The 26,620-nt window shown below is 46.2% G+C and carries 26 protein-coding genes; 12 read left to right on the top strand and 14 right to left on the bottom strand.

All coding sequences use genetic code 11. The features are described from left to right. Positions 1-174: 174 nt before the first annotated feature. The gene (locus tag ACIGBN_RS08530; protein ID WP_396664856.1) at positions 175-336 is read right to left on the bottom strand and encodes a hypothetical protein; all 162 of its coding nucleotides are present in this window, start codon (positions 334-336) and stop codon (positions 175-177) included. Positions 337-1,195: 859 nt separating this feature from the next. Next, complete coding sequence (locus ACIGBN_RS08535; protein WP_341567316.1) at positions 1,196-1,867, bottom strand: YoaK family protein; 672 nt, start codon at positions 1,865-1,867, stop codon at positions 1,196-1,198. 283 nt (positions 1,868-2,150) lie between these two features. On the opposite strand from ACIGBN_RS08535, the gene ACIGBN_RS08540 reads away from it, so the two are divergent. Beyond that, a complete protein-coding gene (locus tag ACIGBN_RS08540) occupies positions 2,151-2,678 on the top strand; it encodes a DUF962 domain-containing protein (RefSeq protein ID WP_396664858.1) in 528 nt (175 codons plus the stop codon). A gap of 93 nt (positions 2,679-2,771) precedes the next feature. Continuing rightward, positions 2,772-2,906: a hypothetical protein gene (locus ACIGBN_RS08545; RefSeq protein WP_279433424.1), complete on the top strand. Its 135-nt coding sequence runs from the start codon at positions 2,772-2,774 to the stop codon at positions 2,904-2,906. 113 nt (positions 2,907-3,019) lie between these two features. Here ACIGBN_RS08545 and ACIGBN_RS08550 read toward each other — a convergent pair whose 3' ends face one another. Beyond that, a complete protein-coding gene (locus tag ACIGBN_RS08550; protein ID WP_396664860.1) occupies positions 3,020-3,640 on the bottom strand; it encodes a methylamine utilization protein in 621 nt (206 codons plus the stop codon). A gap of 104 nt (positions 3,641-3,744) precedes the next feature. On the opposite strand from ACIGBN_RS08550, the gene ACIGBN_RS08555 reads away from it, so the two are divergent. Beyond that, entirely contained in the window at positions 3,745-4,479 is a 735-nt protein-coding gene (locus ACIGBN_RS08555) for an AraC family transcriptional regulator (RefSeq protein WP_133001284.1), read from the top strand. Here the strand turns inward: ACIGBN_RS08555 and ACIGBN_RS08560 are convergent. From ACIGBN_RS08560 to ACIGBN_RS08585, 6 genes are all read right to left on the bottom strand, one after another. Then, the gene (locus tag ACIGBN_RS08560; protein WP_396664862.1) at positions 4,466-5,524 is read right to left on the bottom strand and encodes an ABC transporter substrate-binding protein; all 1,059 of its coding nucleotides are present in this window, start codon (positions 5,522-5,524) and stop codon (positions 4,466-4,468) included. The genes ACIGBN_RS08555 and ACIGBN_RS08560 overlap by 14 nt on opposite strands. Continuing rightward, the gene (locus ACIGBN_RS08565; protein ID WP_396664864.1) at positions 5,521-6,990 is read right to left on the bottom strand and encodes a sensor histidine kinase; all 1,470 of its coding nucleotides are present in this window, start codon (positions 6,988-6,990) and stop codon (positions 5,521-5,523) included. Before ACIGBN_RS08565 ends, ACIGBN_RS08560 begins: the two co-directional genes overlap by 4 nt. Next, entirely contained in the window at positions 6,953-7,636 is a 684-nt protein-coding gene (locus ACIGBN_RS08570) for a response regulator transcription factor (protein ID WP_341563032.1), read from the bottom strand. The genes ACIGBN_RS08565 and ACIGBN_RS08570 overlap by 38 nt, the downstream gene beginning before the upstream one ends. 121 nt (positions 7,637-7,757) lie before the next feature. Next, entirely contained in the window at positions 7,758-9,278 is a 1,521-nt protein-coding gene (locus tag ACIGBN_RS08575; RefSeq protein ID WP_341562980.1) for a tripartite tricarboxylate transporter permease, read from the bottom strand. Between the two features lie 2 nt (positions 9,279-9,280). Further along, the gene (locus ACIGBN_RS08580) at positions 9,281-9,721 is read right to left on the bottom strand and encodes a tripartite tricarboxylate transporter TctB family protein (RefSeq protein WP_341562979.1); all 441 of its coding nucleotides are present in this window, start codon (positions 9,719-9,721) and stop codon (positions 9,281-9,283) included. Positions 9,722-9,806: 85 nt separating this feature from the next. Beyond that, complete coding sequence (locus ACIGBN_RS08585) at positions 9,807-10,799, bottom strand: tripartite tricarboxylate transporter substrate-binding protein (RefSeq protein ID WP_341562978.1); 993 nt, start codon at positions 10,797-10,799, stop codon at positions 9,807-9,809. 389 nt (positions 10,800-11,188) lie between these two features. Between ACIGBN_RS08585 and ACIGBN_RS08590 the strand changes: the two genes are divergently transcribed. Further along, a complete protein-coding gene (locus tag ACIGBN_RS08590) occupies positions 11,189-12,118 on the top strand; it encodes a DMT family transporter (protein WP_396664867.1) in 930 nt (309 codons plus the stop codon). Positions 12,119-12,205: 87 nt separating this feature from the next. Here the strand turns inward: ACIGBN_RS08590 and ACIGBN_RS08595 are convergent, their stop codons facing one another. Continuing rightward, positions 12,206-13,438: an alanine--glyoxylate aminotransferase family protein gene (locus tag ACIGBN_RS08595; RefSeq protein WP_341562976.1), complete on the bottom strand. Its 1,233-nt coding sequence runs from the start codon at positions 13,436-13,438 to the stop codon at positions 12,206-12,208. Positions 13,439-13,764: 326 nt separating this feature from the next. On the opposite strand from ACIGBN_RS08595, the gene ACIGBN_RS08600 reads away from it, so the two are divergent. Then, positions 13,765-14,193, top strand: coding sequence for a DUF3010 family protein (locus ACIGBN_RS08600; protein ID WP_341562975.1), 429 nt, complete (start codon positions 13,765-13,767; stop codon positions 14,191-14,193). A 204-nt stretch (positions 14,194-14,397) separates the two neighbouring features. On the opposite strand, the gene ACIGBN_RS08605 is transcribed toward ACIGBN_RS08600, so the two are convergent. Beyond that, the gene (locus ACIGBN_RS08605) at positions 14,398-15,288 is read right to left on the bottom strand and encodes a DMT family transporter (protein WP_341567311.1); all 891 of its coding nucleotides are present in this window, start codon (positions 15,286-15,288) and stop codon (positions 14,398-14,400) included. 246 nt (positions 15,289-15,534) lie between these two features. On the opposite strand from ACIGBN_RS08605, the gene ACIGBN_RS08610 reads away from it, so the two are divergent. The 3 genes from ACIGBN_RS08610 to ACIGBN_RS08620 all read left to right on the top strand — a co-directional run bounded on the left by ACIGBN_RS08610 (position 15,535) and on the right by ACIGBN_RS08620 (position 19,599). Further along, positions 15,535-16,356 (top strand): HAD-IIB family hydrolase, encoded by an 822-nt coding sequence (locus ACIGBN_RS08610; protein WP_341562973.1) that lies wholly within the window; start codon positions 15,535-15,537, stop codon positions 16,354-16,356. A gap of 119 nt (positions 16,357-16,475) precedes the next feature. Further along, positions 16,476-17,702 (top strand): glycosyl transferase, encoded by a 1,227-nt coding sequence (locus tag ACIGBN_RS08615; protein WP_341562972.1) that lies wholly within the window; start codon positions 16,476-16,478, stop codon positions 17,700-17,702. A 130-nt stretch (positions 17,703-17,832) separates the two neighbouring features. Further along, complete coding sequence (locus ACIGBN_RS08620) at positions 17,833-19,599, top strand: alpha-amylase family glycosyl hydrolase (protein WP_396664873.1); 1,767 nt, start codon at positions 17,833-17,835, stop codon at positions 19,597-19,599. A gap of 61 nt (positions 19,600-19,660) precedes the next feature. On the opposite strand, the gene ACIGBN_RS08625 is transcribed toward ACIGBN_RS08620, so the two are convergent. Next, positions 19,661-19,990: a multidrug efflux SMR transporter gene (locus ACIGBN_RS08625; RefSeq protein WP_133001297.1), complete on the bottom strand. Its 330-nt coding sequence runs from the start codon at positions 19,988-19,990 to the stop codon at positions 19,661-19,663. A gap of 30 nt (positions 19,991-20,020) precedes the next feature. Next, positions 20,021-21,862, bottom strand: a complete 1,842-nt coding sequence (locus ACIGBN_RS08630) for an ABC transporter ATP-binding protein (RefSeq protein WP_396664876.1) — start codon at positions 21,860-21,862, stop codon at positions 20,021-20,023. Positions 21,863-22,145: 283 nt separating this feature from the next. Here ACIGBN_RS08630 and ACIGBN_RS08635 point away from each other — a divergent pair, with 283 nt between their 5' ends. From ACIGBN_RS08635 to ACIGBN_RS08650, 4 genes are all read left to right on the top strand, one after another. Next, complete coding sequence (locus ACIGBN_RS08635; RefSeq protein WP_396664878.1) at positions 22,146-23,342, top strand: Bcr/CflA family multidrug efflux MFS transporter; 1,197 nt, start codon at positions 22,146-22,148, stop codon at positions 23,340-23,342. Positions 23,343-23,414: 72 nt separating this feature from the next. Continuing rightward, entirely contained in the window at positions 23,415-23,765 is a 351-nt protein-coding gene (locus tag ACIGBN_RS08640; RefSeq protein ID WP_396664880.1) for a HopJ type III effector protein, read from the top strand. Positions 23,766-23,877: 112 nt separating this feature from the next. After that, complete coding sequence (locus ACIGBN_RS08645; RefSeq protein ID WP_133001301.1) at positions 23,878-24,699, top strand: HAD family hydrolase; 822 nt, start codon at positions 23,878-23,880, stop codon at positions 24,697-24,699. Between the two features lie 180 nt (positions 24,700-24,879). After that, positions 24,880-25,041, top strand: coding sequence for a hypothetical protein (locus ACIGBN_RS08650; RefSeq protein WP_165942932.1), 162 nt, complete (start codon positions 24,880-24,882; stop codon positions 25,039-25,041). A gap of 63 nt (positions 25,042-25,104) precedes the next feature. Here the strand turns inward: ACIGBN_RS08650 and ACIGBN_RS08655 are convergent, their stop codons facing one another. Beyond that, entirely contained in the window at positions 25,105-26,595 is a 1,491-nt protein-coding gene (locus ACIGBN_RS08655; RefSeq protein WP_396664883.1) for a TyrR/PhhR family helix-turn-helix DNA-binding protein, read from the bottom strand. Positions 26,596-26,620: the final 25 nt, after the last annotated feature.

Consider the following 26,620-nt stretch of genomic DNA (forward strand, 5'->3'; position numbering starts at 1 on the left):
TCCCAGAATACCTATAACAAACTGAACTTTCAGTATTTTATAAAGCTATTAACAAAATTCAAAAAATAGATAAACGCACATGCTCATTGTTCGTTTGATGTTCGCGAGGTAACAAAAAGGGAGGTATGTTTGAGAGTGAACCATCCGTTAGTTACTTTGCTTACATTCCTTTGCTTACAAAATGTAACGCGAGTTGATTGAGATTACCAGACTGCTTTGCCGTTTTTTGGTTTCTGGCTCTGGTTTGCTCAGAGAACCTAGGGAAAGACGAAGGAACAAGCATTGGTATTCATCCAGTGCTGCGTCAACATCGCCTTGTGAAAGCGCTGCTTTCATCGTCAGATTCCCGTCGTGCCTCCGTACATACTGACCTACGATGAGGTAGGCGGCAGCTGTGAAGAAGCGCCGAAGAGAAACGCCGGTTGGGCAGGATGATCTGCTGGTGATGCTCCAGCAGTGAGGTCGAGGTCAGGTCAAAGCCCTTTTTGAAGCGCTATCTCTAGCTAAAATAAGGCCTGTAGGGCAAAAAGGGGTTCGACCCTGAGCAGTGCATAACATCACCGATCGTTTCGACTTTAACCAATTTTAGTATTCATCTATGCATGAGTTATTGGCCGCTCTTTTTTAGGTATTCCAGCCCACAAGTAAATCGTATTCTTCCAGTATTACGACTACAAACCACTTTATTTATAAAGCTTTGAAGCTATAAATACCTTAATTCGATGCAACGAAGTTGCGCGACTTGATGACGTTTCTGAGGCCGTGTTTGATGATGTCTCTCCATATAAAAAGGCGCTAAACACCTTCCTTAAATGATCGACGTACAAATGCTTTCCTTTCCTGTGCTACGTAAACGATACGCTAAAGGTCTAAAAAAGATTTTTTGGTTACTTTTTTATCAATTGAAAAAAGTTACACGCTCAGCAGAGCGGAATAAAGCTCAGGAATATAAATTGTTTGAATGGAAAGTTCAAAAATCGCCAACAGGACAGGCATAGTTAGTGCCAAAGAGAAACGCCGGTTGGGCTGGATGATCTGCTGGTGATGGTCAAGCAGTGAGGCCGAGGTTAGGTGGTCGCTACCCGGGGTTAAATCCCTTTAAACGCAGCGAATTTAGATGTCACCAATTCCGTAGGATTTTAAAGGGAAATGCCCCCTTAGTCCGAAAGCTTAGCTTAGCATTCTTTAGGTTTACCTAAATCACTACGGGCTGGTGTCGTTTAGAATAAAGGGTATAAACAAAGGCTAAAATAAAGCAGATCGACGCTGGGATAAACAAGGCATCAAACAGGTACAGGTTAAACAGGTAAGTGCCTAATGTGCCTCCGCAGATAAAGCCTGAAATTATCAGTAAAAAGAGTATCGATTTTCTTTTATCAAAGGTTTCCCCTCTTAGCGCGGAACCAAACATGATGCCCAAGTCGGTGAATATGCCAGTCATGTGAGTGGTTCGCACAATCGCGCCGCTGTATTTTGTGGCGAGGGCATTTTGCACACCACAGGCGGCTGAGGCCGCGTAGCAACCGTAATAAGAACCCGCAGAAAAAAGATAGATAGCCCATAAGATCAGCACGCCTTCAATGGTCAGTGCCAAGCCATAATGGTGGCCCAATTTCAATGTGTGGCTGTGCAGCAAAACGCCTGAGAGTGAGGCGCCAAATAAAAAAGACAACAACACACCAGCCAGGTTAGCCGTTCCCTGTAATGAGCCATCAAGAAAACTGGCCCCCAATAACGTGACCGTACCAGAAAGGTGAGATATTGCCTGATGATCAAGGCTAATCAGCCCAATGGCATTAATAAAACCGGCCACAAAGGCGAGAATAAACGCCCCGTATTCAATCCATTTTGGCAACCGTGAAATCAAGAGTCCTCCGAAATATAAATATTTAAAAGTAGATTGATTGACCTGCCTACGCTCAGGCCTAGCCCAACAGATAACCATTGTGCGCTGTCACTTATTTGGCCATCGCCCAACCCCTCTATCCTATTCCTTTTCAAAGAAAATCGACATGGCAATGGTCAACTCACTAAGATCTTACGCAAAAATGCGGTTTTTCTTGATGAACAATATATCAAAAAATGATTTTTAATTTACGAAGAAATAGATTTAACTGATATCACGACAATAATAAAAACAAGGACACTCAATGAAAACCATGCTCGAACACCTATCCCAATATGCTTTTTACCATCAAGACAAACGTAATGTGGCGACACACTTTATTGGCATTCCTATGATAGTGGTGGGTATCACAGCTTTGCTGGCGCGCCCTCATTTCTCCTTCTTTAATCTCGACTTCACTCCCGCCATACTGATCGCGATCGCCAGTGGCGTCTTCTATATCAAGCTCGACCTTGTCATTGGCATTATGATGTCGCTGTTACTCGCCTTGTCCGTCTGGATAGCGAACGCGCTCGCGACACAAAGTACGCAAACATGGCTCATCGCGGCGATTGGCTTATTTGTGGTGGGCTGGGTCTTTCAATTTATTGGGCATTATTTTGAAGGCAAGAAACCCGCGTTTGTAGACGACATTACCGGGCTCATTATTGGGCCATTGTTTGTCTTTGTGGAGTGTCTTTTTGTACTGGGACTAAAGCGAGAATGGGAAGAGAAAATCGATATTTTCTGCCGTAAAAAGAACAGAGAAAACGCCCTGTCAGTCACCCATTGAAGACAAGCGTAAAGCCCATTGTACAATGGGCTGCCAAGGGTCTATTCTGTTGGCGCTGCTCAAACATCAAACATCAAACAGAAGGATTTTATGATGAAAAAAATGCTCGCGGTGTTCTTTGTCGCCCTGCTGACTACGGCTTCGTTTTCCGCATTAGCGTGCCCAAAAGGAGAGCATCCTCACGGCGGAACAGGGTCTCACCACAAAGGTGGCTACTGCTCCTATTAAGCCACCGTTTAGCCGATAAAAAAGCGACTCTGTGTCGCTTTTTTTACGTGATAAACGACCTTACTGATTAAAAGGTCGTTTTACTTGGCGTTTTTTAACAACACAACACGAACTTAGAGTGTATTCGCACGTCCACTAGCATGGTCATGAGTATTGATGGCAACGGACGGCAGCAGATCCAACACTACAATTTGCTCTTGCTCCCCTTCTGCGATCAGGGTTTTCTTGGCATGCAATGTAGAGGCAAGGTTCTCATCCCAGATGGTGATTTCATCTCCCGCTTTGGCCGGCAATGTCGCTCTGCCTTGTTCGTCTGTTTTGACCGCGAAATGGTTATCCGCCACGTAGATATAACCAATCATGTCATCGTGAATATTACAACCAAGCACCACTAAGCCCGCTTTATCAAACAAGAGTGGCGCCGTTGCGTTGCCTTTGTAGAGCTTAATTTCAAACGCTTTTGGCTTAGAAAAGCTGTAAACGTGATGACGAATCTCATCGCTATTAGGAAAACTCACGCTCTGCCCTTTTTGAACCACCAAAACACGAGGGCTAAACTGGCCATACACCTGATCCATAATCGCCAAATCTGCCGGTGTGTTCACCTTGAGGCCGGGCACACTAATCACCGCATTGGGCACGGGATTATTTTGCTTATCCACCACTTGGATGGTCATATCCGCCCAAACATTTTGCACGGTGAACGCCACTAGCATCATCAAAAAACGCGTCATTATTGTCTCCATTCTGTCACTGATTTCTCTTTAATTGTTTCGTCCTTCGCATGCTATACTCGATGGCATTACGAGGTTCGTTAGAGGGTACTGTCCAGAGAATTATGCGTGACTCTATAGAAATTATTACCTACAAAGAAACAGCCCACTCACATGTGCATCATCACACCCAGATTGTCTTACCACTACAGGGTAGCTTATTTCTTGAGGTAGAAAATTCACAACGCCTTGTGCAGGCGGGACAGGCCTGTTTGATCTCTTCCGATTACGCCCATACTCACTTGGCAAAAGGCGATAATCGCTGTTTGATTATCAACAACTTAGCCTGCTGGAATAAAGACATCAGCAGCACAGATACGTTCATTACTTTATCGCCTCAAGCGCAAGCCTATTTGCCCTTTTTGTCGTCTTTAGCCCAGCACCAGACCAGCCAACAGACACAAGCCAACGCGTTGCAACTCATTGAGTGTTTACTGCCAATCCCACAAGAAACGATTTACCAAGGAGACCAGCGAATAACACTCGCGAAGCAATACCTTGATGCCAATTTTCAAACCCCTTGCTCAATCAATGAACTCGCTCAGCACGTTCACCTAAGCCACAGTCAATTGACAATTTTGTTCAAACGACACCTTGGCCTAACGCCTAAGCAATACCTTTTAAAGCGTCGCCTTACGCAAGCCCAACACCTATTAGAAACCTCCAACAAAGGGCTAGAAGACATTGCTCTGGCCGTTGGTTTTCATGATGCGAGCGCCCTTAGTCGTCTCTTTACGAAGCAACTTGGCCGCTCCCCAGGGCAATACCGAGAGGCCGCTCGTGCCGCTATTTGTCGTTGATCTCTAACGCCACTTCCCAGCTTTTAATAAAGCGGCGCTGTTTCGCATAATCTCGCCCCACTAACAACTGCTGATCTAACTCAATCGCTCGCTTAGGCCCCGTTGCTTCCACAACATAAGGGGTAATCACTGGGGTGACATCAGGACGAATAGGAAACAACAAGGCTTTCGTTTGCATCATACCCTGTACTTCGTCTGACAATAAAAAGTCTAAAAACAGACCCGCATCTTCAACATTAGCGGCTTTTTTAGGAATCAAGGCCACCCGCCTTATCATCAAGGTGTAATCCTTAGGCAAGATCATTTCAAGGCGCGAATCCACTCGCGCCCGTTGCGACGCATAGGACCCCAACAAGTTGTAGCCAACGACCAATTTTCCGCTCTCCACGTCGTCAATTATTTCATGGGTGCAGCAATAGGTTTGTAATCTATGGCTCCCAAATGCTTCAAGTAAACGCCCCCATGTTGCGTCCGCTTGGCGAGCATCTTGGCTGGCCAGCAAATACCCCACCCCACTTTTACGAATATCGTACGTGCCGATTCTTCCCGTCATCTGCTTTTCATATTGGCGAATCGCACGCAGCAAATCTTGTCGGTCTTCCGGCAGTTTTCCGGGGAACTGGTCTTTATTCACCAACATCACCACAGGCTCTAACGAAAAAGCAAACACCTGACTACGCCATTTAGCGTCACTCGGCAATTGCTCTGTCGCCTGTGAACGGTAGGTCTGAACGTATCCGTCATTGACCAATTTCAGTTGTAAGTCCATGGCGCTGCTGATGACCAGACTCGCACTGGGATGGTCTTTTTCTTGTATGGTTTTTTGATAAAGCTCTAACGTATTCACATCCAAATACGACACCCGCACATCAGGATGTAAAGCCACAAAACGCTCTAGCAAGGGAGCAAAAGAGGCCAAATCCAAAGAAGAATTAATCCGCAAAGTGCGCGTAGCCTTCAGGTCACCAAACCAAACAGGCGCCGCCATGCTAAGCGTTGACCACAAGATGCTCAGGGCACTGAAAAGCACCAATAACGTCTTCATTCGGTAACCCCCATTTGAAATTTCGCGATGTCAATTTGGAACGTGGTGCCTTTTGGGTGAGTATTTAAAATACGAATGCGCGCGCTGTGGTGATCCACTATGTCTTTGACCATCGCTAAGCCAACGCCACTGCCGGCTATGTCGTAACGACCACGATAAAAACGCTCAAATACCCGTTCCTTCTCAGCTTCAGGAATCCCTTCACCATGATCGATCACTTGAATCTGATAGTAAGCAGCAAACTCGGCGATGGTCACCACCACTTCTGTCGCTTGTTGCTCCCCTTGATTGCTGTAGCGCACGGCATTTTCGATTAAGTTCTGCATCATTTGCTGCAGCGCAAACGCATCCCCCAGCACCATGGCATGTTCCAGTTCTGTGTCTAAAGAAAGGTGCACTCCTTGATGCAAGGCCGTCACGGCCTGCTCCCGACACGATGCGGCAATCGGTAACAGCAGGTCTATCGGTTCTCGGTAACGGGTTTGCATACGGTGCGACACCACCGCCTGATTCAGCAGTAAGGTCACGGTCTGGCTCAAGGCATCGCACTGATTAACAATGTCTTCTAAGGCTTGGTATTGGCGTTCTGGTGACGTCTGATCGCGGGCGTTTTCAGCTAAGGCGCGCAACCCAGCGAGTGGCGTCCGTAACTGATGGGCGGCGTCTGCCGTGTAATGTTCAAGCTGCTCTAAGTTGTCTTGAAGGCGTGACATAAAGTGATTGATCGCCACTTTCAAATGGTGCGTTTCTTTGGGGGTTTTTATATCCAGCGGCGTTAAATCCCCAGGCGAACGCTCCTCCAAGACTCGCTCTATGCGCTGTAAAGGACGCAAAACCAAATGACTCCCGATGACAATCAAAGCAATCGCCACCAAGGCAATCATCAATACGATATCAACCGAACGCTGCGTCACCGCAGAAGCAAGTTCTTCCCGTGATAAACGGGTTTGGCCCAAAATAATACGCACTGTGCCAGTAGCGTCGGGTTCCGTTAAATGCCGCTCTAAAAAGGCAAAACGCACCATTTCGCCAGAATATTGGCGATTAAAAAATTGTATTTTATCGTAGGTGGTTTTTTGCGGCGGAGTCATGTCTAAATCTTTATAGCCGGTGATAAAGCCCTGCTCAGAGCTCTCAACCTTGTAAAAAACCTTATCATCATTGGCTTGCGCTAAAGTCGCAAAGGCAGACCAAGGAATATCGATACTCACTTCATCGTTGATCAGGCCAACGTTTTCGTCCATTTGCAACAGAGCACTGCGCAACAAGCGATCATAGGACAAATCCGCTAGGCGGCGGCTGTAATCAAACACAAAATTGATCGACAAGGCCGCAATAATACTGATGACTAAACAACCAATGCCGATCAGACGAAAACGTAACGAAGGCGCTCGTTTTAGCGCCTCTCGCTCTTCGTCAAGGCTGCCTTCAGTGGCTCTTGGGTGCTGTAGCGATTTCAGCCACATAACCAATTCCTCTTAAGGTACTGATCACAAGGTCGCCCTGAGACAGTTTTTTACGCAAGCGGCCCACATACAGTTCAATCGCATTGGCGCTGGGGGTTTCATCGAAATTAAACAAATGGTCGGTAATTTCATCTTTACTCAGCACTCGCCCCAAATGCCCCAGAAAAATTTCTAAAAGGCGAAACTCTCGGTTCGTGACCGCCGTCAATTCGCCGTTCACGAACACCTGTCGACTGTCGCGGTTAACCGTAATATTGCCATGTTCGCTGACGTTCGCCGCATAACCTTGTTTACGACGCAGTAAGGCTCGGCAGCGCGCTTCTAACTCGCCAAAATCAAACGGCTTGGTCAAATAGTCATCGGCGCCTTCGTCTAACAAACGTATCCGATCGTCGATTTGATCACGAGCCGTTAAAATCAACACTGGCGTTGCGTCGTCTCTCTGGCGAAGCTTTTGCAACAACTGCAAGCCCGATAGGCCTGGTAAGTTTAAATCCAACAAAATCAGATCAAATGTTTGATACTTGAGCAAGTCATCGGCGCGTTTACCATCGCCAATCAAGTCAACACCATGCCCTAAGCTGGCTAATCGTTCACAAATGGCCTGCCCTAACACTTGGGTATCTTCCACCACCAAAATTCGCATATACATGATTACCAAGGCTAATGAGTCGGTCTCAAATTAATAAATGCACAATAAACAAAAAGTCCGAGCTGTAAATACAACCCGAACTTTTTAAAACACATTTTACCTAGTATTGCAGGTGTTAAACGTCTTTAACAGAGTCTTTTGATCTGCGCATTTTGGCGCGAATAATCGGCCCCACAATCAGCGGGAGAACCAAACCAAGAACCGCTACCGTCCATAGACCGATACTTAACCCACTATTAAACAGTGCGCTCCAATCACCATCTGAAAGCACCAAAGCATGACGTAAGCTTTTCTCCATTTCAGGCCCAAGCAATAAACCTAAAATCACTGGCACTAATGGAATATCCACCTTACGTAAGATATAACCCATCACACCAAACGCCACCATAAAGTACAAATCGGTTGGGCTATGGCTAACAGAATAAATACCCACAGAAGCGATCAAGGTCACTACAGGCATCAAGTATTTAGGCGGTATGCTCAACAGTTTAACAAAAATACCAACCATAGGAATGTTTAAAAGTAACAAGACAAGGTTACCTACAAACATGGCCGCGATCACACCCCAAACAAGATCAGGGTTATGAGTGAACAACATAGGACCTGGGGAAATGTTCAACGATATCAACATAGCCAAAAGCACTGCTGTGGTACCACTGCCTGGAACACCCAGAGTCAACATAGGTACCAAGGCACCTGATGCAGCACCGTTGTTACCCGATTCTGGCGCCGCCACACCACGTGGATCTCCTTTACCAAACTCCCCTTTATCAGAGATTTTCTTCTCTAATGAGTAGCTGATAAACGAACCCAATGACGCTCCGGCTCCTGGTAGAACACCAGCAATAAAACCTAAAAGACCACCACGAATTGAGGTTGGTAACACATTGATAATGTCTCTTGCGGTTAATTTAAGCTTATTAATAGCAACCTGTTTTAACCCATCTCCCGCATGGCGTTCAAGGAAGAAGAACAGCTCACTAATGGCAAATAAACCTACGATCGCGATAATGAAATCCACCCCTTCAAACAACTCAAGCGTGTTGAAGGTATAACGTTGCACACCGGTAGAAAGGTCAATACCAACAGTCGAAATCATTAATCCAATAGAAGCCGCCATCACTGTTTTAAATTGGTTTTTACCTGTCACGCCACCCAGTGTGGCAAACGCCAAGACAAACAGAGCAAAGTATTCCGCAGGACCAAATTTCAATGCGAATTTAGATAAAATAGGCGCTAAGATCACCAAACCGATCGTAGCAATAAAGCTACCAATAAAAGACGCTATAGCAGAAATCGCAAGCGCTTCGGCGGCCTTGCCTTTTAACGCCATCGGATAACCATCCAGACAGGTCATCATCGCTGGCTCATCACCAGGAATATTCAGCAGGATAGAAGAAATACGACCGCCATACATGGCACCGGCATAAACAGAGGTCAGCAAAATCAAAGAAGAAGTAGGAGATAACCCTAAACTAAAGGCCAACGGTATTAAAATCGCCACCCCATTAGCAGGACCAAGACCTGGTAGCGCACCAATTAATGTACCTAAGATGGCACCAATAATCGCAAACATGATACTTTCAGGGGTCAATGCCACCGCAAAGCCATGCATCAATAAACTCATTGTTTCCATGACTACAGCTCCAACAGACCAAGAGGCAGTGCAAGTTCTAGCACATTGTTAAACAAAAAGAAGATAACCAAAGACGCAATCACGCCTGTTGTTAAACTTCGGGTCAAACTTGCTCCCATACGCCAGCTTAAGAAGCAAACAATAAAAGTAGAAGCTGGAATAAAACCGATCGGCTCAATCGCCCATGCAAAAAGCACAATAGACAAAGCAACAACGGCTAACTCAATTAACATAGGTAACGGTGACCACTTTTCATCTGGGTCAGGTTTTATCATCATGTAAACTGAGCTAATCGCCAAAATCACTGATAATAAAATAGGAAAAGTTTCTGGGCCGACACTTTCTTGGCCACCAAATGGAATTGGAAATTGTGTTGCTTCCCAACCGTAAGCTACGGCGAGAACCAGCATTAGCATGCCAAACACACGGTCATTAATGCGCATGTCTCTGCTCCGAATCAGTTAAAACGTATAGAGGAAAAATCGTAAGATATTACAGGGGGAGAAAACTCCCCCTATCGATCGAGGCTTACTTAATAAGGCCGATATCTTTAGAAAGTACTTTGATGTTTAGAGTTTGCTCATTGACGAATTTAGTCAGATCTTCACCAGATTTATGGAATGGCATTAGGCCGTTTTTCGCCATAACTTCTTTCCATTCAGGTGTTTTGTACAATTCGTCTAGTGTGTTTACCCACCAATCGTAAGACGCTTTGCTTGCCTTACCTGGTACGTAAAAACCACGCCAGTTTGGCGCAACAGAACTAATGCCTTGTTCCACTGCCGTTGGGATGGCATCAAATGGTGCTGGTAGACGTTTCTCAGAAAGAACCGCTAACACACGTAGATCACCGGATTGCATAAAACCTTTGATTTCAGAAATATCACCAGTAAAAGCGTCAATGTGACCACCAACAACTTGAACTAAAGCTTCTGAACCACCACTAAACGCTAGGTAGCGAATTTTAGGAAGGTTACCAACGTGCGCTTCTTTTGCTGTCATCAGTACTTTTAAATGATCCCAGCCACCAGACGCACTACCACCGGCGAATTTCACCGCAGAAGGGTCTTTTTTAAGGGCATTCATCATTTGAGTTAATGTGGTGTACTTGGAGTTTTTACCCACGGCGATCACACCGTAATCCGCACCTAAAGTACCAACCCAGCGAACTTGATCTGTGTGCATTCCTGGATATTGGCCTTGCGCAAGGCGAGTTGTTGTTGCTGTACTTGCCGCAACGATGAGACTGTCATCAGAGTCACGTTTACTCACGGTATGAGCAAAAGCCACACCACCACCAGCACCGCCCATGTTGATGGTTTGCACGTTGCCTTTAATATAACCTTGGTCAACCAATACTTTACCGACACTACGACAGGTAAAATCCCAGCCTCCACCAGGCGCTGCAGGTGCAATACAATCCGCACTACGTGCAGGCTCAAAAGCATGAACTTGACTGGTTGCCGTTAATGCAACAACACTTGAAAAAAGAATGGTCTTTAAAGACATTTTCGTTAGCATGATTCTCTCCTGCTTATTATTTTTTTATTTAGCGAGCTTTAGTGTGAGTCACAAATTTCGAGACTTGCGTACTTCATACTAGACGCGAAACACTACCTGTCAAAACTGTCACCATCCTGTCATCTGTGAATTTTCTATCTAAATTGTGTAAATATTAATAACAAGGCTTATTAATTAACGACTTCAACCATTAAAAAAAGCAAGAGCAAGCATCATGCTTTAAAAACAGCGCGCTTGAATTGGCTCACACCGTGCGCTCCATTCAAAGCGAAACACAACCTTCACAGATTTATGACAAGCGCCTTCACGGATTTATGACAATGCCAGAAAACACAATAACCGGTAGGCTAATACATTCAATTAACCGTGATTCGTAAAGGAAAATAGTCATGTCGTCTGCAACCCCACGCGCCACTCTCGTTGGCTCCATCGCCATTCTTCTTTGGAGTACGCTGGCATTATTCACTACCCAAGCCAATGCGGTGCCACCGCTATTGTTACTGACTCTTACTTTTGGTGTGGCCAGTTTATTGTTTTTTATCGTCTACCTCGTTAAAGGCGAGTTGCGTCGATCTTGGCAAAAAACACCCACCAGTGCCATGGCGATGGGTGGGTTAGGATTCTTCTTTTATCATTTCTGTTACTTCTATGCGTTTCAACACGCGCCACCGGTCGAAGCGGGGTTAATCGCGTATTTATGGCCACTGCTGATCGTACTATTAGCAGGCACAACCAGCGGCAACAAGCTATTATGGACCCACTTGGTTGGTGCCATTATTGCGTTTATTGGTACTGGCATTATGCTGCAATCTCGTGCTCAAGATTCTCAAATAACAGGCAGCGTTCTGGGCTATGGGGCGGCCTTTGCGTGCGCCATTATTTGGTCTGGTTATTCGGTCAGCAATCGCCGTTTTGCGCACGTGCCATCAAGCTCAGTGCTTTGGTATTGCCTGATTACAACGTTATTAGCTGGGCTTTCCCATCTCACATTGGAGCCCACTCAATGGTCTTTTTCTGCCAGCACTTGGGTCGCGATCATCGGCCTTGGTTTTGGCCCTGTGGGCATCGCTTTCTTCTGTTGGGACATGGGCGTAAAACGCGGCAACCTTTCTCTTTTAGGGGTTTTATCTTACACCGCACCGGCCCTGTCTACCGCTTGGCTTGGCCTCTTTACCGAGGAAGTATTGTCCCAAGGGCAAATCATCGCTTGCTTAATGATTACCGCTGGCGCCTTGTTTGCCAGCCTAATGCCAACGAAAAAACGACACCGTCTAACAAGCGCCGCTCCAGCACAGAGAAGCAACATCAATAACCCATAATCTGGGCAAAAAAAAGGCGCTTCATCGAAGCGCCTTTCATTAAATAACCAGTGTTTTATGCAACCTGCTCTTTACGCTACGTGCTCTTTATGCAACGTGGTATAACGTCCGTGGCACGCTCTGCAAGTAAGATTCCATTTCCGCCATACCGTTAGGCTGGTCAACTTTCACGCCTAAATCTCGCATGGTGCTGCCAAAGGCATGTAAAGTACGGAACAAGTTATGCTCGCGACACTGTTCGCCCATTTGACCAATACGCACAATCGGCTGACCAAATGAACCGGCGATTTCCACTCGGTACACATCGGAAATATGGCGACAAATATCACCCGCGGTTAAGCCTTCAGGAATTTTAATCCCAACCACAGAGTTCAAACGCGATTCAGACGGAATAAACAGCTCCAGACCCATTGCCTCGACCCCAGACTGAAGCGCCTTAGAGCAACGCAAATGGCGAGCAAAACGTTGCTCTAATGTTTCATCACACACCAATTTCAGCGCTTCATGCAAGGCCATAATGCCAGACACAGGCGCGGTGTAATGGTAACCATCTTTATGCCAAAAATTTTCCGCCAGTTGAGCATCGAAACACCACTGAGCCACAGGCTGGGTCCGGCTTTTCACGCTGGCCCATGCTTCATCAGAAAACACCAATAAAGACACACCAGGAATAGAAGACAAACCTTTTTGGCCACCGGTGATCACCACATCGATCTGCCATTCATCCATTTTGAGTGGCATGGTGCTCAAGGTACAAACAGCGTCCACCACCACAAGGCAACCATAGGATTTGGCGATGCTGGCGATTTCTTCCAGTGAATGGTTAAACACTGTATTGGAGGTTTCACCTTGCACCAAGGTAACCACTTTAGGGCGTACTTTTTCAATCGCTTTTCGCACCAATTCTGGATCAGCGGCTTCGAGTACAGGCACATGCAATTCATGAACATCTGCCCCTATGCGTGTTGCCATTTCTGCCATGCGATGACTGAAGAAACCATTGTTGATACACAAAATGGTCTCGCCTTGCTGCATCAAGTTAGATACGGCCATCTCCATCGCAGCCGATGCCGGTCCCGCTACGCCCAACACCCACTTTGATTGGGTTTGGAATACGTACCTGGCCATTGCCTTTACCTGGTGGATCACTTGCGCCATGACCCCTCCCAAATGGTTAATGACAACAGAGTTGGCCTTAGCCACACACTCAGGAATCGGAACAGGCCCCGCGCCCATCATTAATAATGGTTCACGAGGAAGAATTTCATCTAACGATTTCACCTGGGGACGAGAAATACCCATTGGCGATGGAGCAGTCATGATGTACAGCCTATGTTAAAAAATTACAGTGGGTGAGCTATTTTGGAAAAACTAAAAGCACATTTTTTACACTTTCCCAGCATAAAATATCGTGATTTTAGTTTTTTCGAAATAATATATTGAAATAGTACAATATTCTTATATAAAAAAAGAGACAGGCAAACGAAAACAGTGCGATATTCCAGTTAGCCTACATTTTCCCCTAGATCTGACGTGTAGCACCTTGAGCAAGCAGTGTTTTTTACTCTGACCCTCGCGTTTTTTACTCCACGTATTTCATCAATCTATGCGATAATTCAACAAATTCCCTATGACAGGAACAAGTTATGAATACTTGTGGTATCGAAATCAAAGGCAGCGAAGTCATTCTTTGTCTGCTATCTAAACAAGACGGCCTTTTTCAAATTGCCGATTGCCGCCAAGTGCGTCACACCTTGAGCAACTCAAACGACAGTGAAAGCGTGCGTAAATTTCAATTTATGCTTAAGAAACTGTTTGAGGATTACAAAGTCTCTCGCGTGATCATTCGCGAACGTCCTACCAAGGGTAAATTTGCTGGCGGTGCGGTCGGATTCAAAATCGAAGCCTGCATTCAGCTGATCGACACCGTCGATGTTGAGCTATTCACTGGCGTCAAAATAAAAGAAGTAGTGAAAGACAATCCTTTCCCAGTGCCTTTTAAATCAACGGGCCTTAAAGCGTTCCAAGAAGGCGCTTTTACCGTTGCTTACGCCGCGCTTTGCGAAGATCAGTAACCAGAACCCGATACAGAAAACCAAAAACAGAAAAAACAAAAAAGAGAAGCCTCCATCGCTTCTCTTTTTTTAGATCAACAAACGCGGTCACCCCGCGTTCAAAAACACCTTCAAGCAACGCCCGTTAAAAGACAATTCTGATGCAGAATACACGTCTAAATTGGCGCAAAAATAAAATTACGCACAACAAAGGTGCGTTTAATTCTATTTTCTCTTACCAATCAAGACGATCAACACACCGCCCAATACCGCTGCCGACGCTAGAATCAAGTGCAAGGTAACGGCCTCATTCGCAAATATGACGCCACCCAAGGTTGCCAGTATTGGCACCAAGAGTTGTAAAACGGCCGCGACAGACGCACTCATGTGTGCCAACACCGCATACCAGATGGCGTAACCCATACCAGACATAAGCGCACCGGAAGCGACGGCTAACCAAAACCCTTGTAACGTGATGTCCAACTGAAAGCCAACAAAAACCAGCGCTATTAATAACAGTGGCAAGGTTCGAATAAAATTAGAAGTGGTTGCAAACAACGCCTTGCTGACTTTTTTGCCATGCCAGGTATAAATCCCCCAAGCCACACCGGCCAATGCCATTAACACAAAGCCAACAGCAGACGGTGTAGAGAGCGTCGGTAACACCAAATAAACAAAGCCAGAAAAGGCCACCGCGAGCCCCAGCCATTCTAGCCATTTCATGCGATGTCCGTTTATAAAAGACAATAAAATCAAGGTGATCTGCACAGCCCCAAACAAAATGAGCGCACCTACGCCGGTGGCCAATGACACATAGGCGTAGGAAAAGCCCAACGCGTAAATAAACAACGCCGTTGCCGATGACCAGTTACCAGATTGCCACACTTGTTTGAGTCGCGATGGGACCTCTGCCGTGTCACGACTGTCCCGATAAAGCAGGCATAAAATCAGCAGCATTAAGGCACCGCTTATCAGTCTAACCAGGGTAAAAGAGGTTGGATCAATCAATGCTCCCGCGTCATTTTGCACCAATGCCAAGCGGCATAGAATAGAGTTTGCCGCGAAAGCGACTAACGCCAAAAAAGTAGAAAAAGTCAGTTTTAAATTCATTGTCATACGTTTGTTCAATTAAAGCGTTAGTGTAAAAGCAGGAGCTCAAGAAGGAACTCTGATGAAAGCGTACTTTCACTGACTGGCACCAGTTTTGCAAGATCAATGAATAATCTTTCACCGAATAGTTTGAGTGAAACAGCAACGAACAATAGACCCTGTAAGTTGCACAGCTAATTAGGAGGTACAAGATCATTTAATCGTCGCGAAGCATATCATCGCCTTTTGCGCCTTTGAATAGATCCCACACTGATGACTCGTCTTTTAGTATTTTCAGATCTTGATGGCACCTTACTTGACCATCACACTTACAGTTTTCAGCCGGCGTTACAGGCTTTTCAAGCGCTCAAGACCTTTACTATCCCTTGTATTTTAAACACCAGTAAAACCTACGCTGAACTCACCCAATTACGAAACGAACTTAATCATCAAGACCCATTTATCGTCGAAAACGGGGCCGCCGTTTATATTCCCAAACACCTTGGATTACCTGTCGATGCGTCAATGGAAGATCATGGAGACTATTGGCTTAAATCCTTCGGTCCAAAGCGCCAAACCCTGATCGATTTGATCAGCGAATACAAAACACACTACCGTTTTCAAAGTTTCTGCGACATGCAGGCGCAAAACATCGTCGATTTAACCGGGCTCTCCGAAGCCAATGCGCAACTCGCCATGCAGCGGGAATTCACCGAGCCCATGGTCTGGCAAGATTCGAACATTGCTCTCAACACTCTCAAACAAGCCCTTGAGCCACAAGGTGTTCAACTTCAAAAAGGCGGACGCTTTATTCATTTAATGGGCAGCGACTGCGACAAAGCCCGCGCCATGCTGTGGCTAAGTGCCCGTTACGAGACCCATTTCCAAGAAGCGGTTACCACCATGGCTTTAGGGGACGGTGACAATGACGTTGGCATGCTCAGTAAAGCAGATATTCCAGTGGTAATTCGCTCCCCTGTCCACGCGCCACCGGAAGTACCCTATCGCCATGACGCTTGGTTAACCGATGGCTATGGCCCCGAAGGCTGGGCTCAAGCCATTGATAAAGCACTAATAAAACAAGGCATTTTGTAGGCAGCTGGCGTACTCCAGCGAAAAAAACAGGACAGTGACAATTTTAGAAATAACCGACTTAAGACAACAATAACGACGTCTGTGTCCCACAGTGGCGCAACGACATTAGGAGAAATATTATGGGCGATTTTCACCAAAACGGCATTATCACCACATTGCACAATTTAGCGCACCGTCCCCTCGAAGAGATGGAAAGAGAGCTGTGTGAGTTTTCTAAAACTCGGCCTATGTCCCTTATTTTGCCTTGCTTATATTCCGAGTTAGAAACCGATGCCATGCCAAATATTATTGAGCATCTGAAAAAAGTCACTTATTTAGAAGAAATCATCATTGGTCTAGACCGTGCCACAGAAGAGCAATACAGACACGCCTTGGAGTTTTTTAGCGTACTCCCGCAAAAACACAAAGTCTTGTGGAACGACGGCCCTCGCCTACGCGCCATTGATAGCGTATTAAAAGGCGAGCATCTTTCGCCTAGCGCCCCGGGTAAAGGCCGCAACGTTTGGTTCTGTATGGGCTATAACTTAGCCGCCGGTAAAGCAGAATCCATCGCCATGCACGACTGTGACATAGTCACTTACGATAGAGAGTTACTGGCACGATTAATTTACCCCGTCGCCAACCCAAGATTTAACTATGAGTTTTGTAAGGGCTTCTATGCACGTACCGCCAATGGCAAGATGAACGGTCGTGTCAGCCGTTTGTTAGTAACACCTCTGCTCTACTCATTGAAAAAAGTCTTCGGCAATCTAGAGTACCTAGATTATTTAGACAGCTACCGCTATCCGTTAGCGGGCGAGTTCTCGTTCCGTCGTGATGTGATGACGGATATTCGCATTCCGAGTGATTGGGGATTAGAGATTGGCGTATTAAGTGAAATGCAGCGTAACTACTCCAATAACCGCTTATGCCAAGTGGACATTGCCGATGTGTACGATCATAAACATCAAGAATTATCGGCAGACAATGACGATGGTGGTTTATCGAAGATGTCCATCGACATCACCAAAGCCATTTTCCGCAAGCTGGCAACCAACGGCATTATTTTCAATCAAGAGACCTTTAGAACCATCAAGGCCACCTACTATCGCGCGGCGCTGGATTTCATTGAAACCTACCGTAACGACGCAGAAATAAATGGCTTGAGACTGGATGTCCATTTAGAAGAACAAGCGGTTGAATTGTTCGCCGGCAACGTCATGAAAGCCGGTGAAATGTACCTTGCTAATCCAATGGAAGCTCCATTTATTCCAAGCTGGAACCGCGTTGTCAGCGCATTTCCTGGCGTGATGACACAACTCGCGGCAGCCGTTGAACAAGACATGAATGAATTTGGCCCTCAGTAGCGCTTAGCGGTTGCAACAGACTCTCGTCTTAACGACGCCAGCGCGTAAATGAACAAGAACTCAAACAAGCCAAAACCTATTGAAAAATAGGCTTTGGCGTTCTTTTTTAACCCCATACAGGTAGGTTGTTATGGAAAATATTACCCCATCGCATTTAGAACAACGGCTGACGAGCCATCTACAAACACTGTATCCTAACCTCGATGCCAGCGAACTTGCCCGCACCTGCCTGAGCACCTTCAATCTTGATCCCAATACAGAGTCTCCTCGACCGCACCGTAATTTATGGGACCAATCGGACATCATGCTCATTACTTACGCAGACACCTTGCGTTCAGAAGGTGAAGCCCCCCTAGAAACCCTACAGAAGTTTGTCAAAAACAAATTGGCTGACAGCATTTCTGCGGTGCATTTATTGCCCTTTTTCCCCTACAGTTCAGACGATGGTTTTAGTGTGATGGATTACACCACGGTGAACCCCGCATCAGGACGCTGGCAACATATTTCCAACATTGCTAAAGACTTTAAAGTGATGGGCGACCTGGTGATTAACCATTGTTCAAGCCGCAGCATGTGGTTTGAAAACTACAAAGCAGGAGTTGATCCTGGCGCCTCGTTTTTTTATGAAGCCGATCCTAATGCCGATTTAAGCGCAGTAGTCCGCCCCAGAACCTCCCCTTTGTTGCGAGAAGTACAAACCAAAAATGGCGAAAAACACGTCTGGTGTACCTTTAGTCATGACCAAGTTGATTTGAATTTTGAAAATCCGGATGTGTTATTGGAGTTTCTGCGCATCATTCGCTTATACCTCGAAAAAGGCATTCGCTGGTTTCGTCTCGATGCGGTGGCTTTTCTTTGGAAAATCCCCGGCACGCCTAGCATCAATTTGCCACAGACCCACGAAATGATTCGCTTACTGCGCCTTATGATCGAACATTATGCGCCGGATTCCGTGATCATCACTGAAACCAATATTCCGAACCAAGAAAATCTTACCTATTTTGGCAACGCCAACGAAGCGCACCTTATTTACAACTTTTCTTTGCCGCCATTGCTCATCAATAGCCTGATCACAGGCAATTGTACGCATTTAAAACAATGGCTTATGTCTATGCCACCTGCACAACAAGGCACCACGTACCTGAATTTCATCGCGTCTCACGACGGCATTGGATTGCGCCCTACTGAAGGACTTCTGTCTGAATGGGAGCTAGATACTCTGATCAACACCATGAAACGCTTTGGCGGTCGCCTCAGCTCGCGCACCACACCACAAGGTGATGCCAAGCCGTATGAAATCAATATCAGCTTGTGGAACGCGTTGGCCGGTTCGGTACAGCAAGGGCCAGATCAGTGGCAATTTGCGCGTTTTATGTGTGCAGCCGGTGTGATGATGGCATTGGAAGGGGTTCCGGCGTTTTACATTCACAGCTTCTTTGCCACCGAAAACGACAACGAGCGAGTAGACAATACTGGCCAATTTCGTTCTATTAATCGTCATATTTGGAAAATGGACGATCTAGAACACGTGTTAAACACACCAACCCACCATCAAAAAGTGTTTCAAGGGGTATCACGCTTAACACAAATTCGCCGAGCGCAAACCGCCTTCCACCCCAACGCCACGCAATATATATTGCACATGGGAGACAATTTGTTCGCTTTTTGGCGCCAAAGTTTGGATCGTCGACAAAGCCTGTTTGCGGTCTACAACATGACCGATCAGCCACAAAACTTTAACCTGTCTGAGCTTAATTTAATTGCCACAGACGATTGGACTGACTTGGTCACCGATCAAGTCTATGAAGACCATCTGGCTAAGGTGACCCTAATGCCTTATCAATTTTTGTGGTTGGCCAATAAGAAAGGCAAGGTCAAAGTGACCCAAGCGGAATAAAACAAAAAAACACGGCCGGTGCCGTGTTTTTTTTTCGCCTGCTGTGACCTATGGCTAATAGCTAATGGCTAACGGTTTTTGAAAACACATTAATCACCACCACACCGGCGACAATCATCGACATGCCCAGCCAAGCCGCCAAGTCCAGTTTCTCGTTGGCAAACCAGTAACCAAACAGAGAAATCAACACAACGCCTAAGCCAGACCAAATGGCATAGGTTATGCCCGTTGGCATGGAGCGCATGACAATGGTAAGCAGGTACAAAGACACCGCATAACCAATCACCGCAACACAACTCGGCGCCAAACGAGAAAAGGAGTCTGACGCCTTCAATGCGGTGGTCGCGAACACTTCACACAAAATCGCCAAACATAAGATCAAATACGTCATTCCACTCTCTCGCTGTAAACTAAAGTCTCGTTATAGACTGATGTCTTCGGCTAAAAACCCGCCTGTTTGATGGGCCCACAGTTTGGCATAAATACCGCCTTGCTGAATCAACTCATCGTGAGTGCCTTGCTCTGCAATTACGCCTTTATCCAGTACGATCAAACGGTCCATCGCCGCAATCGTCGACAATCGGTGCGCGATCGCAATCACGGTTTTGCCTTCCATTAGACGATACAAACTTTCTTGAATGGCCGCTTCAACTTCGGAATCAAGCGCCGACGTGGCCTCGTCTAAAATAAGCAAGGGGGCGTCTTTTAGTAGTACACGAGCGATGGCAATACGCTGGCGCTGACCACCCGATAATTTAATCCCCCGTTCCCCTACCATGGCATCGTATCCTCTGTTTCCATAAGGGTCTGTCAGAGTTTGAATAAACTCATGGGCTTCGGCTTTCTTCGCTGCAGCAATCATGTCTTCTTCGCTGGCATCGGGACGCCCATAAAGTAAATTGTCGCGTACCGTGCGGTGCAACAAGGAAGTATCTTGAGTCACCATTCCTATATTCGCGCGCAAGGTGTCTTGTTGAACTTGGCTAATGTCTTGACCGTCGATCAAAATACGACCCGATTCGATGTCATGAAAACGCATCAACAAATTAACAATCGTCGATTTACCCGCCCCAGAGCGACCTACCACACCGATTTTCTCGCCCGCCTTGATGGCCAAGCTCAGGTTTTCAATCACTTTACTGTCTTGTCGGCCATAGTGAAAATGCACTTGTTCAAAGCGAATATCGCCTTGCTTCACTGTTAATGGTTGAGCGCCTTTTTCATCCTGAATTTGCAGTGGTTTGGAAAGTGTTTTCATGCCATCCGTCACCATACCAATGTTTTCAAACAAGGCACTGACTTCCCACATGATCCACTGCGCCATGCCATTTACACGCAACGACAAACTCACCGCTATGGCAATCGCCCCCACGCTAATCTGCCCGTAGGTCCACAACAAAATGGCGACCCCAGCTACACTAAACGCCAGCAAATAGTTACACACTTGAACGCCAACATTGAGCCCAGTCACCAAACGCATTTGTTGGTGTACCGTTTTTAAAAAGCCATCCATGCCTTCTTTGGCGTAACTGGCTTCACGCTGAGTGTGAGAAAACAGCTTTACCGTGGAAACGTTTGTGTAACTGTCCACAATGCGGCCTGTCATGGTGGAGCGAGCGTCGGCCTGCTTGGTGGACACACGCTTCAACTTTGGTACGAAATAAAATTGCAGGGCGATGTAAATGCCCAACCACACCAACATTGGCAGCATCAATCGATAGTCGGCTTTGGCAATCAGCACCAACATGGAAGCAAAATAGACGACGATATAAACCAACACATCCAGCAGCTTCATCACGCTTTCGCGCACAGCCAATGAGGTTTGCATCACTTTGGTGGCAACGCGACCCGCAAAATCGTCTTGGAAAAACGTGACACTTTGTTTGAGAACATAGCGGTGCGCCAACCAGCGAATGCGCATTGGGTAATTGCCCAACAAGGTTTGATGAATAATGGCGGAGTGTAAAAATGTGACCAAAGGCATCACTAACAATACGATTAATGCCATGCCAAGTAAGCGTCCGCCTTCTTCTGATAAAAAGGTCGTAGGGTCTTTTGTCACCAACCAATCCACCAGCTGCCCCATAAAACTGAATAGGGTCACTTCCAGCATGGCAATCAAAGCGGTCAGCAATGACATCAGAATTAAAGGGACTTCAACGCCTTTTGAATAGTATCGGCAAAACGCATACAGCGTATTGGGCGCCTGCGCTGGCTCAGTCGTAGGATAAGCCTCTATCCAGCGTTCGAAAAACCGTAACATAACATTCCTTAGTAATCAGAAAATCGTCTACAAACCTTTATATCAAGGGCGCTATCGCAGATTAGCGAGAAAGCGTGACCTAGACTCAATGATGGATGAGCGAATCATACCGAAAGCCCCTTTGTAAAGCGCAGCAGGAAAGAAATAATCCGTCGGCTTTCCTAGTGTTTGCACAATTCAAGAGCATTAGATGCGAATAAGTGATTATAATTATTAAACCTTTGCTTGACGTATTTTAACCAATTCGCCTTGAGTCACTAACCCCATACTTTGTTGCGCCTATATGAAGCTGACTTTTCCTATCATTCTTGTACTTGGCTTATTATCCGGCTTAACACCGCTTGCCATAGACGCCTATTTACCGAGTATTCCTTCGATTGCAAAGGACTTAAATACTGACATTGGGTTGGTACAAATGACCCTTAGCATGTATTTGATTGTGTTTGCTGTCTTGCAGCTCTTCTTTGGCCCGATTTCTGATGCCATTGGGCGTCGCAAAGTCGTGTTAAGCGGTCTTGGTCTTTTTTTTCTAGGCAGTGTTATCTGCGCTTGCGCACCAAATTACGACATGCTGATTCTGGGTCGAGCCATTCAAGCCGTTGGTGGCGCCGCGGTTGCCGTCAGCATTCCTGCGCTGGTCAAAGACAAAATGTCCACCAACCAGTTCGCCAAAGCCATGTCCATGGTGATGCTTACCATGTCACTGGCACCGCTTGCTGCTCCTATTATAGGAGGGGCGATTTTGGTGTTTTTAAATTGGCATTTCATCTTCGTTTTTCTGGCTTTGATTGCCGCAATTGGCGCTGTTTTGTTTATCAGAACCATTCCTGAAACCCTGCACAAGGATCACCGTAAAAAACTGTCCTTAACTGGGGCGTTAGCCAACTACTATACCTTACTTAAAAACCCAGCGGTCATGGGGTACATTGCAGCAGGTTCCTTCCACTTTGCTGGCATGATGTGTTTTATCACGGGCTCTTCTTATGTCTACATCGAATTGTATGGCATTCAACCGTCTCATTTTGGCTTTATTTTTGCGCTCAATGTCATCGGCATGATGACGGCCACCACCATCAATAGCCGTCTCGTGGAAAAGCTGGGGGTTGATACGCTCACCAAATACGCCATTGCTATTTTGCTATGCGCTTCTATTAGCATGATTATCATCGGCTGCTTCAATCAACCGGCGTTTCCCTTCATTGTTATTAGCTGCATCTTTTTCATGGGAACAATGGGCATATTGGGCGGTGGTTTTATGGCGGGCGCAATGCGTAACGCCGGCAATCATAATGGCAGCGTGGCCGCGCTCGCCGGTTCCTTTCGTTTTTCTTCAGGGGCATTAAGCGGTGTGGCCGTGAGCCTATTCCATACAGGCACAGCCACCCCCATGCTCCTAATCATGGCTCTGTGTGGCATTCTTTCTTTTGTCACTTACCAATTTGTCACGCATAAATTTGAGCCCGATGAAAACAAACATTAACGTTTTTGGTCATTTATGCCCCTTTTCACTCAACCTTGATCGTATTTTTTGATCCCCCATAATGGAGATTCCATGCTAAACAGCGACACTCTAGTAGCAAAACTAAAAAGCACGCCACAAGACGTTCAATTTAAAGAGGTTATCGGTGTTATCGAAGCCGAGTATGATTTTACGCCGACTGCGTTTTCGAATGGCCAACAAAACAATGGCATCAATGAAAACAACGGTTCCTGCAAAATATTTTCATTTGCCGCCTTACAGCAGCTTAACGAAGAAGAAACACTGCACTTGTTCGGCAACTTTTACCGTGTGGATGTGTTGGAAAACCCCGATGCCAATGACCATCAAAACATTCGCCAGTTTATGATCTCTGGCTGGAAAGGCATTCAATTTCAATCGCCTGCCCTTACCAAGAAAGCCTAATAAAAAAGCAGACTAGTCGATCTAGATTAGTCTGCTTTGCCCTCTCCTTCTTATCACTTCCTTAGTAAGACAAAGTACGCTAGTGTTATGCCGACTTAAGGGTGAGGTAGTTATGGACTTATTAGCATTTGATTTAGACGGCACCTTATTAAACCGTCAGCAGCGTCTTTCAGAATACACTTGTGACACACTAAGGCGTTTAGATGCGGCAGGCATTGCCTATACTGTCGCCACTGGAAGAACCCATTTTGCTGCAAAAGCGTGCATCGCAGGCCACGATTTCCCCCATTGGCAGATATTTAAAAATGGCGTGGAATGGTGGAACCCGAGTGACAATTCTTATCGCCATCGTAACTTTCTAACCCCAGATCTGATCACAGAGACCCTCTTGGCTTTTGCCGATCATGAGGTGACGCCGTTTGTTTTTTGTCTGGATCAAGATGGCTCCCATAAAGTCTATCATGCCCCTTTAAATGGAAACTTAAGCGACCACATTGCTAACGAGCTAGGGTCACATGACCTACTGAGTCTACACCCCATTGAGGAATTGTCCCCTCATGCGGTTATCACCAACATCAGCGCCATGGGCAAACCAGAACTGGTTGAAAGCTTAGTGGCTTCCTGCCAGCAGCACACCCACTTAACCGCCTATTCAGGTGGCGGGATTTACACACCTGATGCCTATTGGCTCGACATTCACCATAGCAATGCCTGCAAAGGTTCCTCTTTAATGGAACTAAAAGCAGAAATGGGTGCCGAACGAGTGATCGTATTTGGCGATGGCGACAACGACTTGTCTATGTTTGATACATCCGACGAGGCTTTTGCCACGCAAAACGCCTTGGATCACGTAAAAGAGGCGGCGACGGATGTTATTGGTCATCATGATGAAGATGGCGTCGCCCGCTATCTACGAAAACGGTACGACCTGTAAGGCATTCACCTTTCTCAGTCACTTTTAAGGAAGGAAAGCGCCCATAATGGGACTAAAAAGCCCATAAGGCTTGTGATATAGAAAAGCACCCCCATTTACTTAAATACACTAAAATGGCCTTTACCCTGTCCTTATAATGGCTCATGATAGGCTCAAGAAGAATAAGTTTGGAGAGACACTATGTTTGAATTTTTACTATTTGTTGCTGCTTGTGCTGTTATCGCCGTGCTAGCAAGCAATATTCAAAAGATCGCCTCTCAACCAAAGGTGAAATTGCAACCGATTAAAATTGAGCGTGAAACACCTCGTAAGAAAGCGCCCGCTCACCGTCGCCCATATTAAGACTTGCTCTTAACTAAACTAAGCCACTGATCATTTGATAGGTGGCTTTTTTATGCGCACTACTCAACCAATACCGTATTCTTTCAGCTTATTAGCAATCGCGCTGTGACTGACGCCAACCGCTTTCGCCAGCCGTCTGGTACTTGGGTGCTTGGGATACAGTGTTTTAAGCAAAGCCGCCTCAAACTGCTTCATCGTTTTCTCTAATGAATCTTCCACTAACACCAAAGGCCGCGCTTCATCGTCTTTTGGCAAACTAATATCTTCTGGCTGCCATTCTTTTTTGTTCAAACTCAATGTCTGCAGACACACATTTTGCAGCTCTTTCAGATTACCCGGCCAAGAATAAAGCGACAGTTTCAGCAAGGCGCCTTTTGATATGGTTGGCAAGATCACACCGTAGCGCTCGGTATACGCAAGCAAGGTTTGATGAATCAAACCGGCCAAATCTTCACGTCGCTCTCTAACAGAGGGCACGCGTAAAAATAAACTCGATAGCGCGAAGTACAAGGTCTTATTTAACCTATGTTCTGCCGTCAGTCTTGATTCTGAGTGGGTTGTTAACGACACCACCCGACACAGAGATTCAAAACTTGTCGAAAATTCTGGCCTTCGTGTTAACCAATTTGCCAGCGCCACCTGAGTATCCGCAGGCAGATACTCTATTTCTTCAATCACCAGCCAACCATTAAAGTGGCCTAACTTCTTCACATCCGCTACGCCGATATCGCGAGCATGACGAATAATAAGTTGCCCCGATTGGTCGAATTGAAGCCCTTGCCAGTGTTGAAACAGGGCTTGCACCAAATCTCGCTTGCCACTGCCTGCCTCCCCTTCAATAAGCAAAGGCTCTATTCGATTTACAAAGGCTTTTGCGCGCTGCAACATATTTTGCATTGCCACACTTTGACTCACTTCGGCGTGAAAATATTGCGCCAGATCGCTCTCGGCATTGGGAGCCTGCTTGAAATTAGCCGCCTGACGATTCAATCGCGCTTGCGATTTTAAATGAATAACGCTGCCCGCAGGGTTTGATTTGCCACATTCATCGGGCACAAAAATAGGCTTCATTTCCAGCAATAGGGCTTTGTTACGGATGCGAATGCGCTTACTCACCCCATTCACTATGTCATCCCAAGTCACCTTGGCAAAACTCACCCCTTTAATAAACTGCTGCAAAGGACGATAGAGCAATTCTGCGATGGGCACGCCTAAGTCTTGTGCCGCAAGGTCCGTTGCCATGGTAATGGTGCCCTTCAAATCCACGGCAATCACGCCGTCTGGCAGGGCTTCTAATAAGGTATACAGCGCATTGTGCTCTCGCTCGGAAGGCGTAAACACCACCCGTTTTACGTCTTTTACCCCGTCTAAGCGACGCAGTTCACCCAGCAATTGCTGCAACTTTGCAAACTCAATATCTGGAAAACCACAATAGACACAATGGTTTTTGGTGTCTGCTTCAATTAATCGGATGTCTATCTGGTGAGGGACAAACAGATCCAGCACTTCTCGCACCATACCGATTCTGTCTTCACACTGTATTTCTAATCTCATGATCTGCCCCTGATAAACAAGCCGA

Origin of the sequence: Marinomonas sp. NPDC078689 (genome assembly GCF_044542435.1) — a bacterium.
Taxonomy (GTDB): domain Bacteria; phylum Pseudomonadota; class Gammaproteobacteria; order Pseudomonadales; family Marinomonadaceae; genus Marinomonas; species Marinomonas arenicola.

Coding starts and splice junctions, on each gene's coding strand:
- ACIGBN_RS08530 (WP_396664856.1), bottom strand. CDS start 336: ATGAAAGCAGCGCTTTCACAAGGCGATGTTGACGCAGCACTGGATGAA.
- ACIGBN_RS08540 (WP_396664858.1), top strand. CDS start 2,151: ATGAAAACCATGCTCGAACACCTATCCCAATATGCTTTTTACCATCAA.
- ACIGBN_RS08545 (WP_279433424.1), top strand. CDS start 2,772: ATGAAAAAAATGCTCGCGGTGTTCTTTGTCGCCCTGCTGACTACGGCT.
- ACIGBN_RS08550 (WP_396664860.1), bottom strand. CDS start 3,640: ATGACGCGTTTTTTGATGATGCTAGTGGCGTTCACCGTGCAAAATGTT.
- ACIGBN_RS08555 (WP_133001284.1), top strand. CDS start 3,745: ATGCGTGACTCTATAGAAATTATTACCTACAAAGAAACAGCCCACTCA.
- ACIGBN_RS08560 (WP_396664862.1), bottom strand. CDS start 5,524: ATGAAGACGTTATTGGTGCTTTTCAGTGCCCTGAGCATCTTGTGGTCA.
- ACIGBN_RS08565 (WP_396664864.1), bottom strand. CDS start 6,990: ATGTGGCTGAAATCGCTACAGCACCCAAGAGCCACTGAAGGCAGCCTT.
- ACIGBN_RS08570 (WP_341563032.1), bottom strand. CDS start 7,636: ATGCGAATTTTGGTGGTGGAAGATACCCAAGTGTTAGGGCAGGCCATT.
- ACIGBN_RS08575 (WP_341562980.1), bottom strand. CDS start 9,278: ATGGAAACAATGAGTTTATTGATGCATGGCTTTGCGGTGGCATTGACC.
- ACIGBN_RS08580 (WP_341562979.1), bottom strand. CDS start 9,721: ATGCGCATTAATGACCGTGTGTTTGGCATGCTAATGCTGGTTCTCGCC.
- ACIGBN_RS08585 (WP_341562978.1), bottom strand. CDS start 10,799: ATGCTAACGAAAATGTCTTTAAAGACCATTCTTTTTTCAAGTGTTGTT.
- ACIGBN_RS08590 (WP_396664867.1), top strand. CDS start 11,189: ATGTCGTCTGCAACCCCACGCGCCACTCTCGTTGGCTCCATCGCCATT.
- ACIGBN_RS08595 (WP_341562976.1), bottom strand. CDS start 13,438: ATGACTGCTCCATCGCCAATGGGTATTTCTCGTCCCCAGGTGAAATCG.
- ACIGBN_RS08600 (WP_341562975.1), top strand. CDS start 13,765: ATGAATACTTGTGGTATCGAAATCAAAGGCAGCGAAGTCATTCTTTGT.
- ACIGBN_RS08605 (WP_341567311.1), bottom strand. CDS start 15,288: ATGACAATGAATTTAAAACTGACTTTTTCTACTTTTTTGGCGTTAGTC.
- ACIGBN_RS08610 (WP_341562973.1), top strand. CDS start 15,535: ATGACTCGTCTTTTAGTATTTTCAGATCTTGATGGCACCTTACTTGAC.
- ACIGBN_RS08615 (WP_341562972.1), top strand. CDS start 16,476: ATGGGCGATTTTCACCAAAACGGCATTATCACCACATTGCACAATTTA.
- ACIGBN_RS08620 (WP_396664873.1), top strand. CDS start 17,833: ATGGAAAATATTACCCCATCGCATTTAGAACAACGGCTGACGAGCCAT.
- ACIGBN_RS08625 (WP_133001297.1), bottom strand. CDS start 19,990: ATGACGTATTTGATCTTATGTTTGGCGATTTTGTGTGAAGTGTTCGCG.
- ACIGBN_RS08630 (WP_396664876.1), bottom strand. CDS start 21,862: ATGTTACGGTTTTTCGAACGCTGGATAGAGGCTTATCCTACGACTGAG.
- ACIGBN_RS08635 (WP_396664878.1), top strand. CDS start 22,146: ATGAAGCTGACTTTTCCTATCATTCTTGTACTTGGCTTATTATCCGGC.
- ACIGBN_RS08640 (WP_396664880.1), top strand. CDS start 23,415: ATGCTAAACAGCGACACTCTAGTAGCAAAACTAAAAAGCACGCCACAA.
- ACIGBN_RS08645 (WP_133001301.1), top strand. CDS start 23,878: ATGGACTTATTAGCATTTGATTTAGACGGCACCTTATTAAACCGTCAG.
- ACIGBN_RS08650 (WP_165942932.1), top strand. CDS start 24,880: ATGTTTGAATTTTTACTATTTGTTGCTGCTTGTGCTGTTATCGCCGTG.
- ACIGBN_RS08655 (WP_396664883.1), bottom strand. CDS start 26,595: ATGAGATTAGAAATACAGTGTGAAGACAGAATCGGTATGGTGCGAGAA.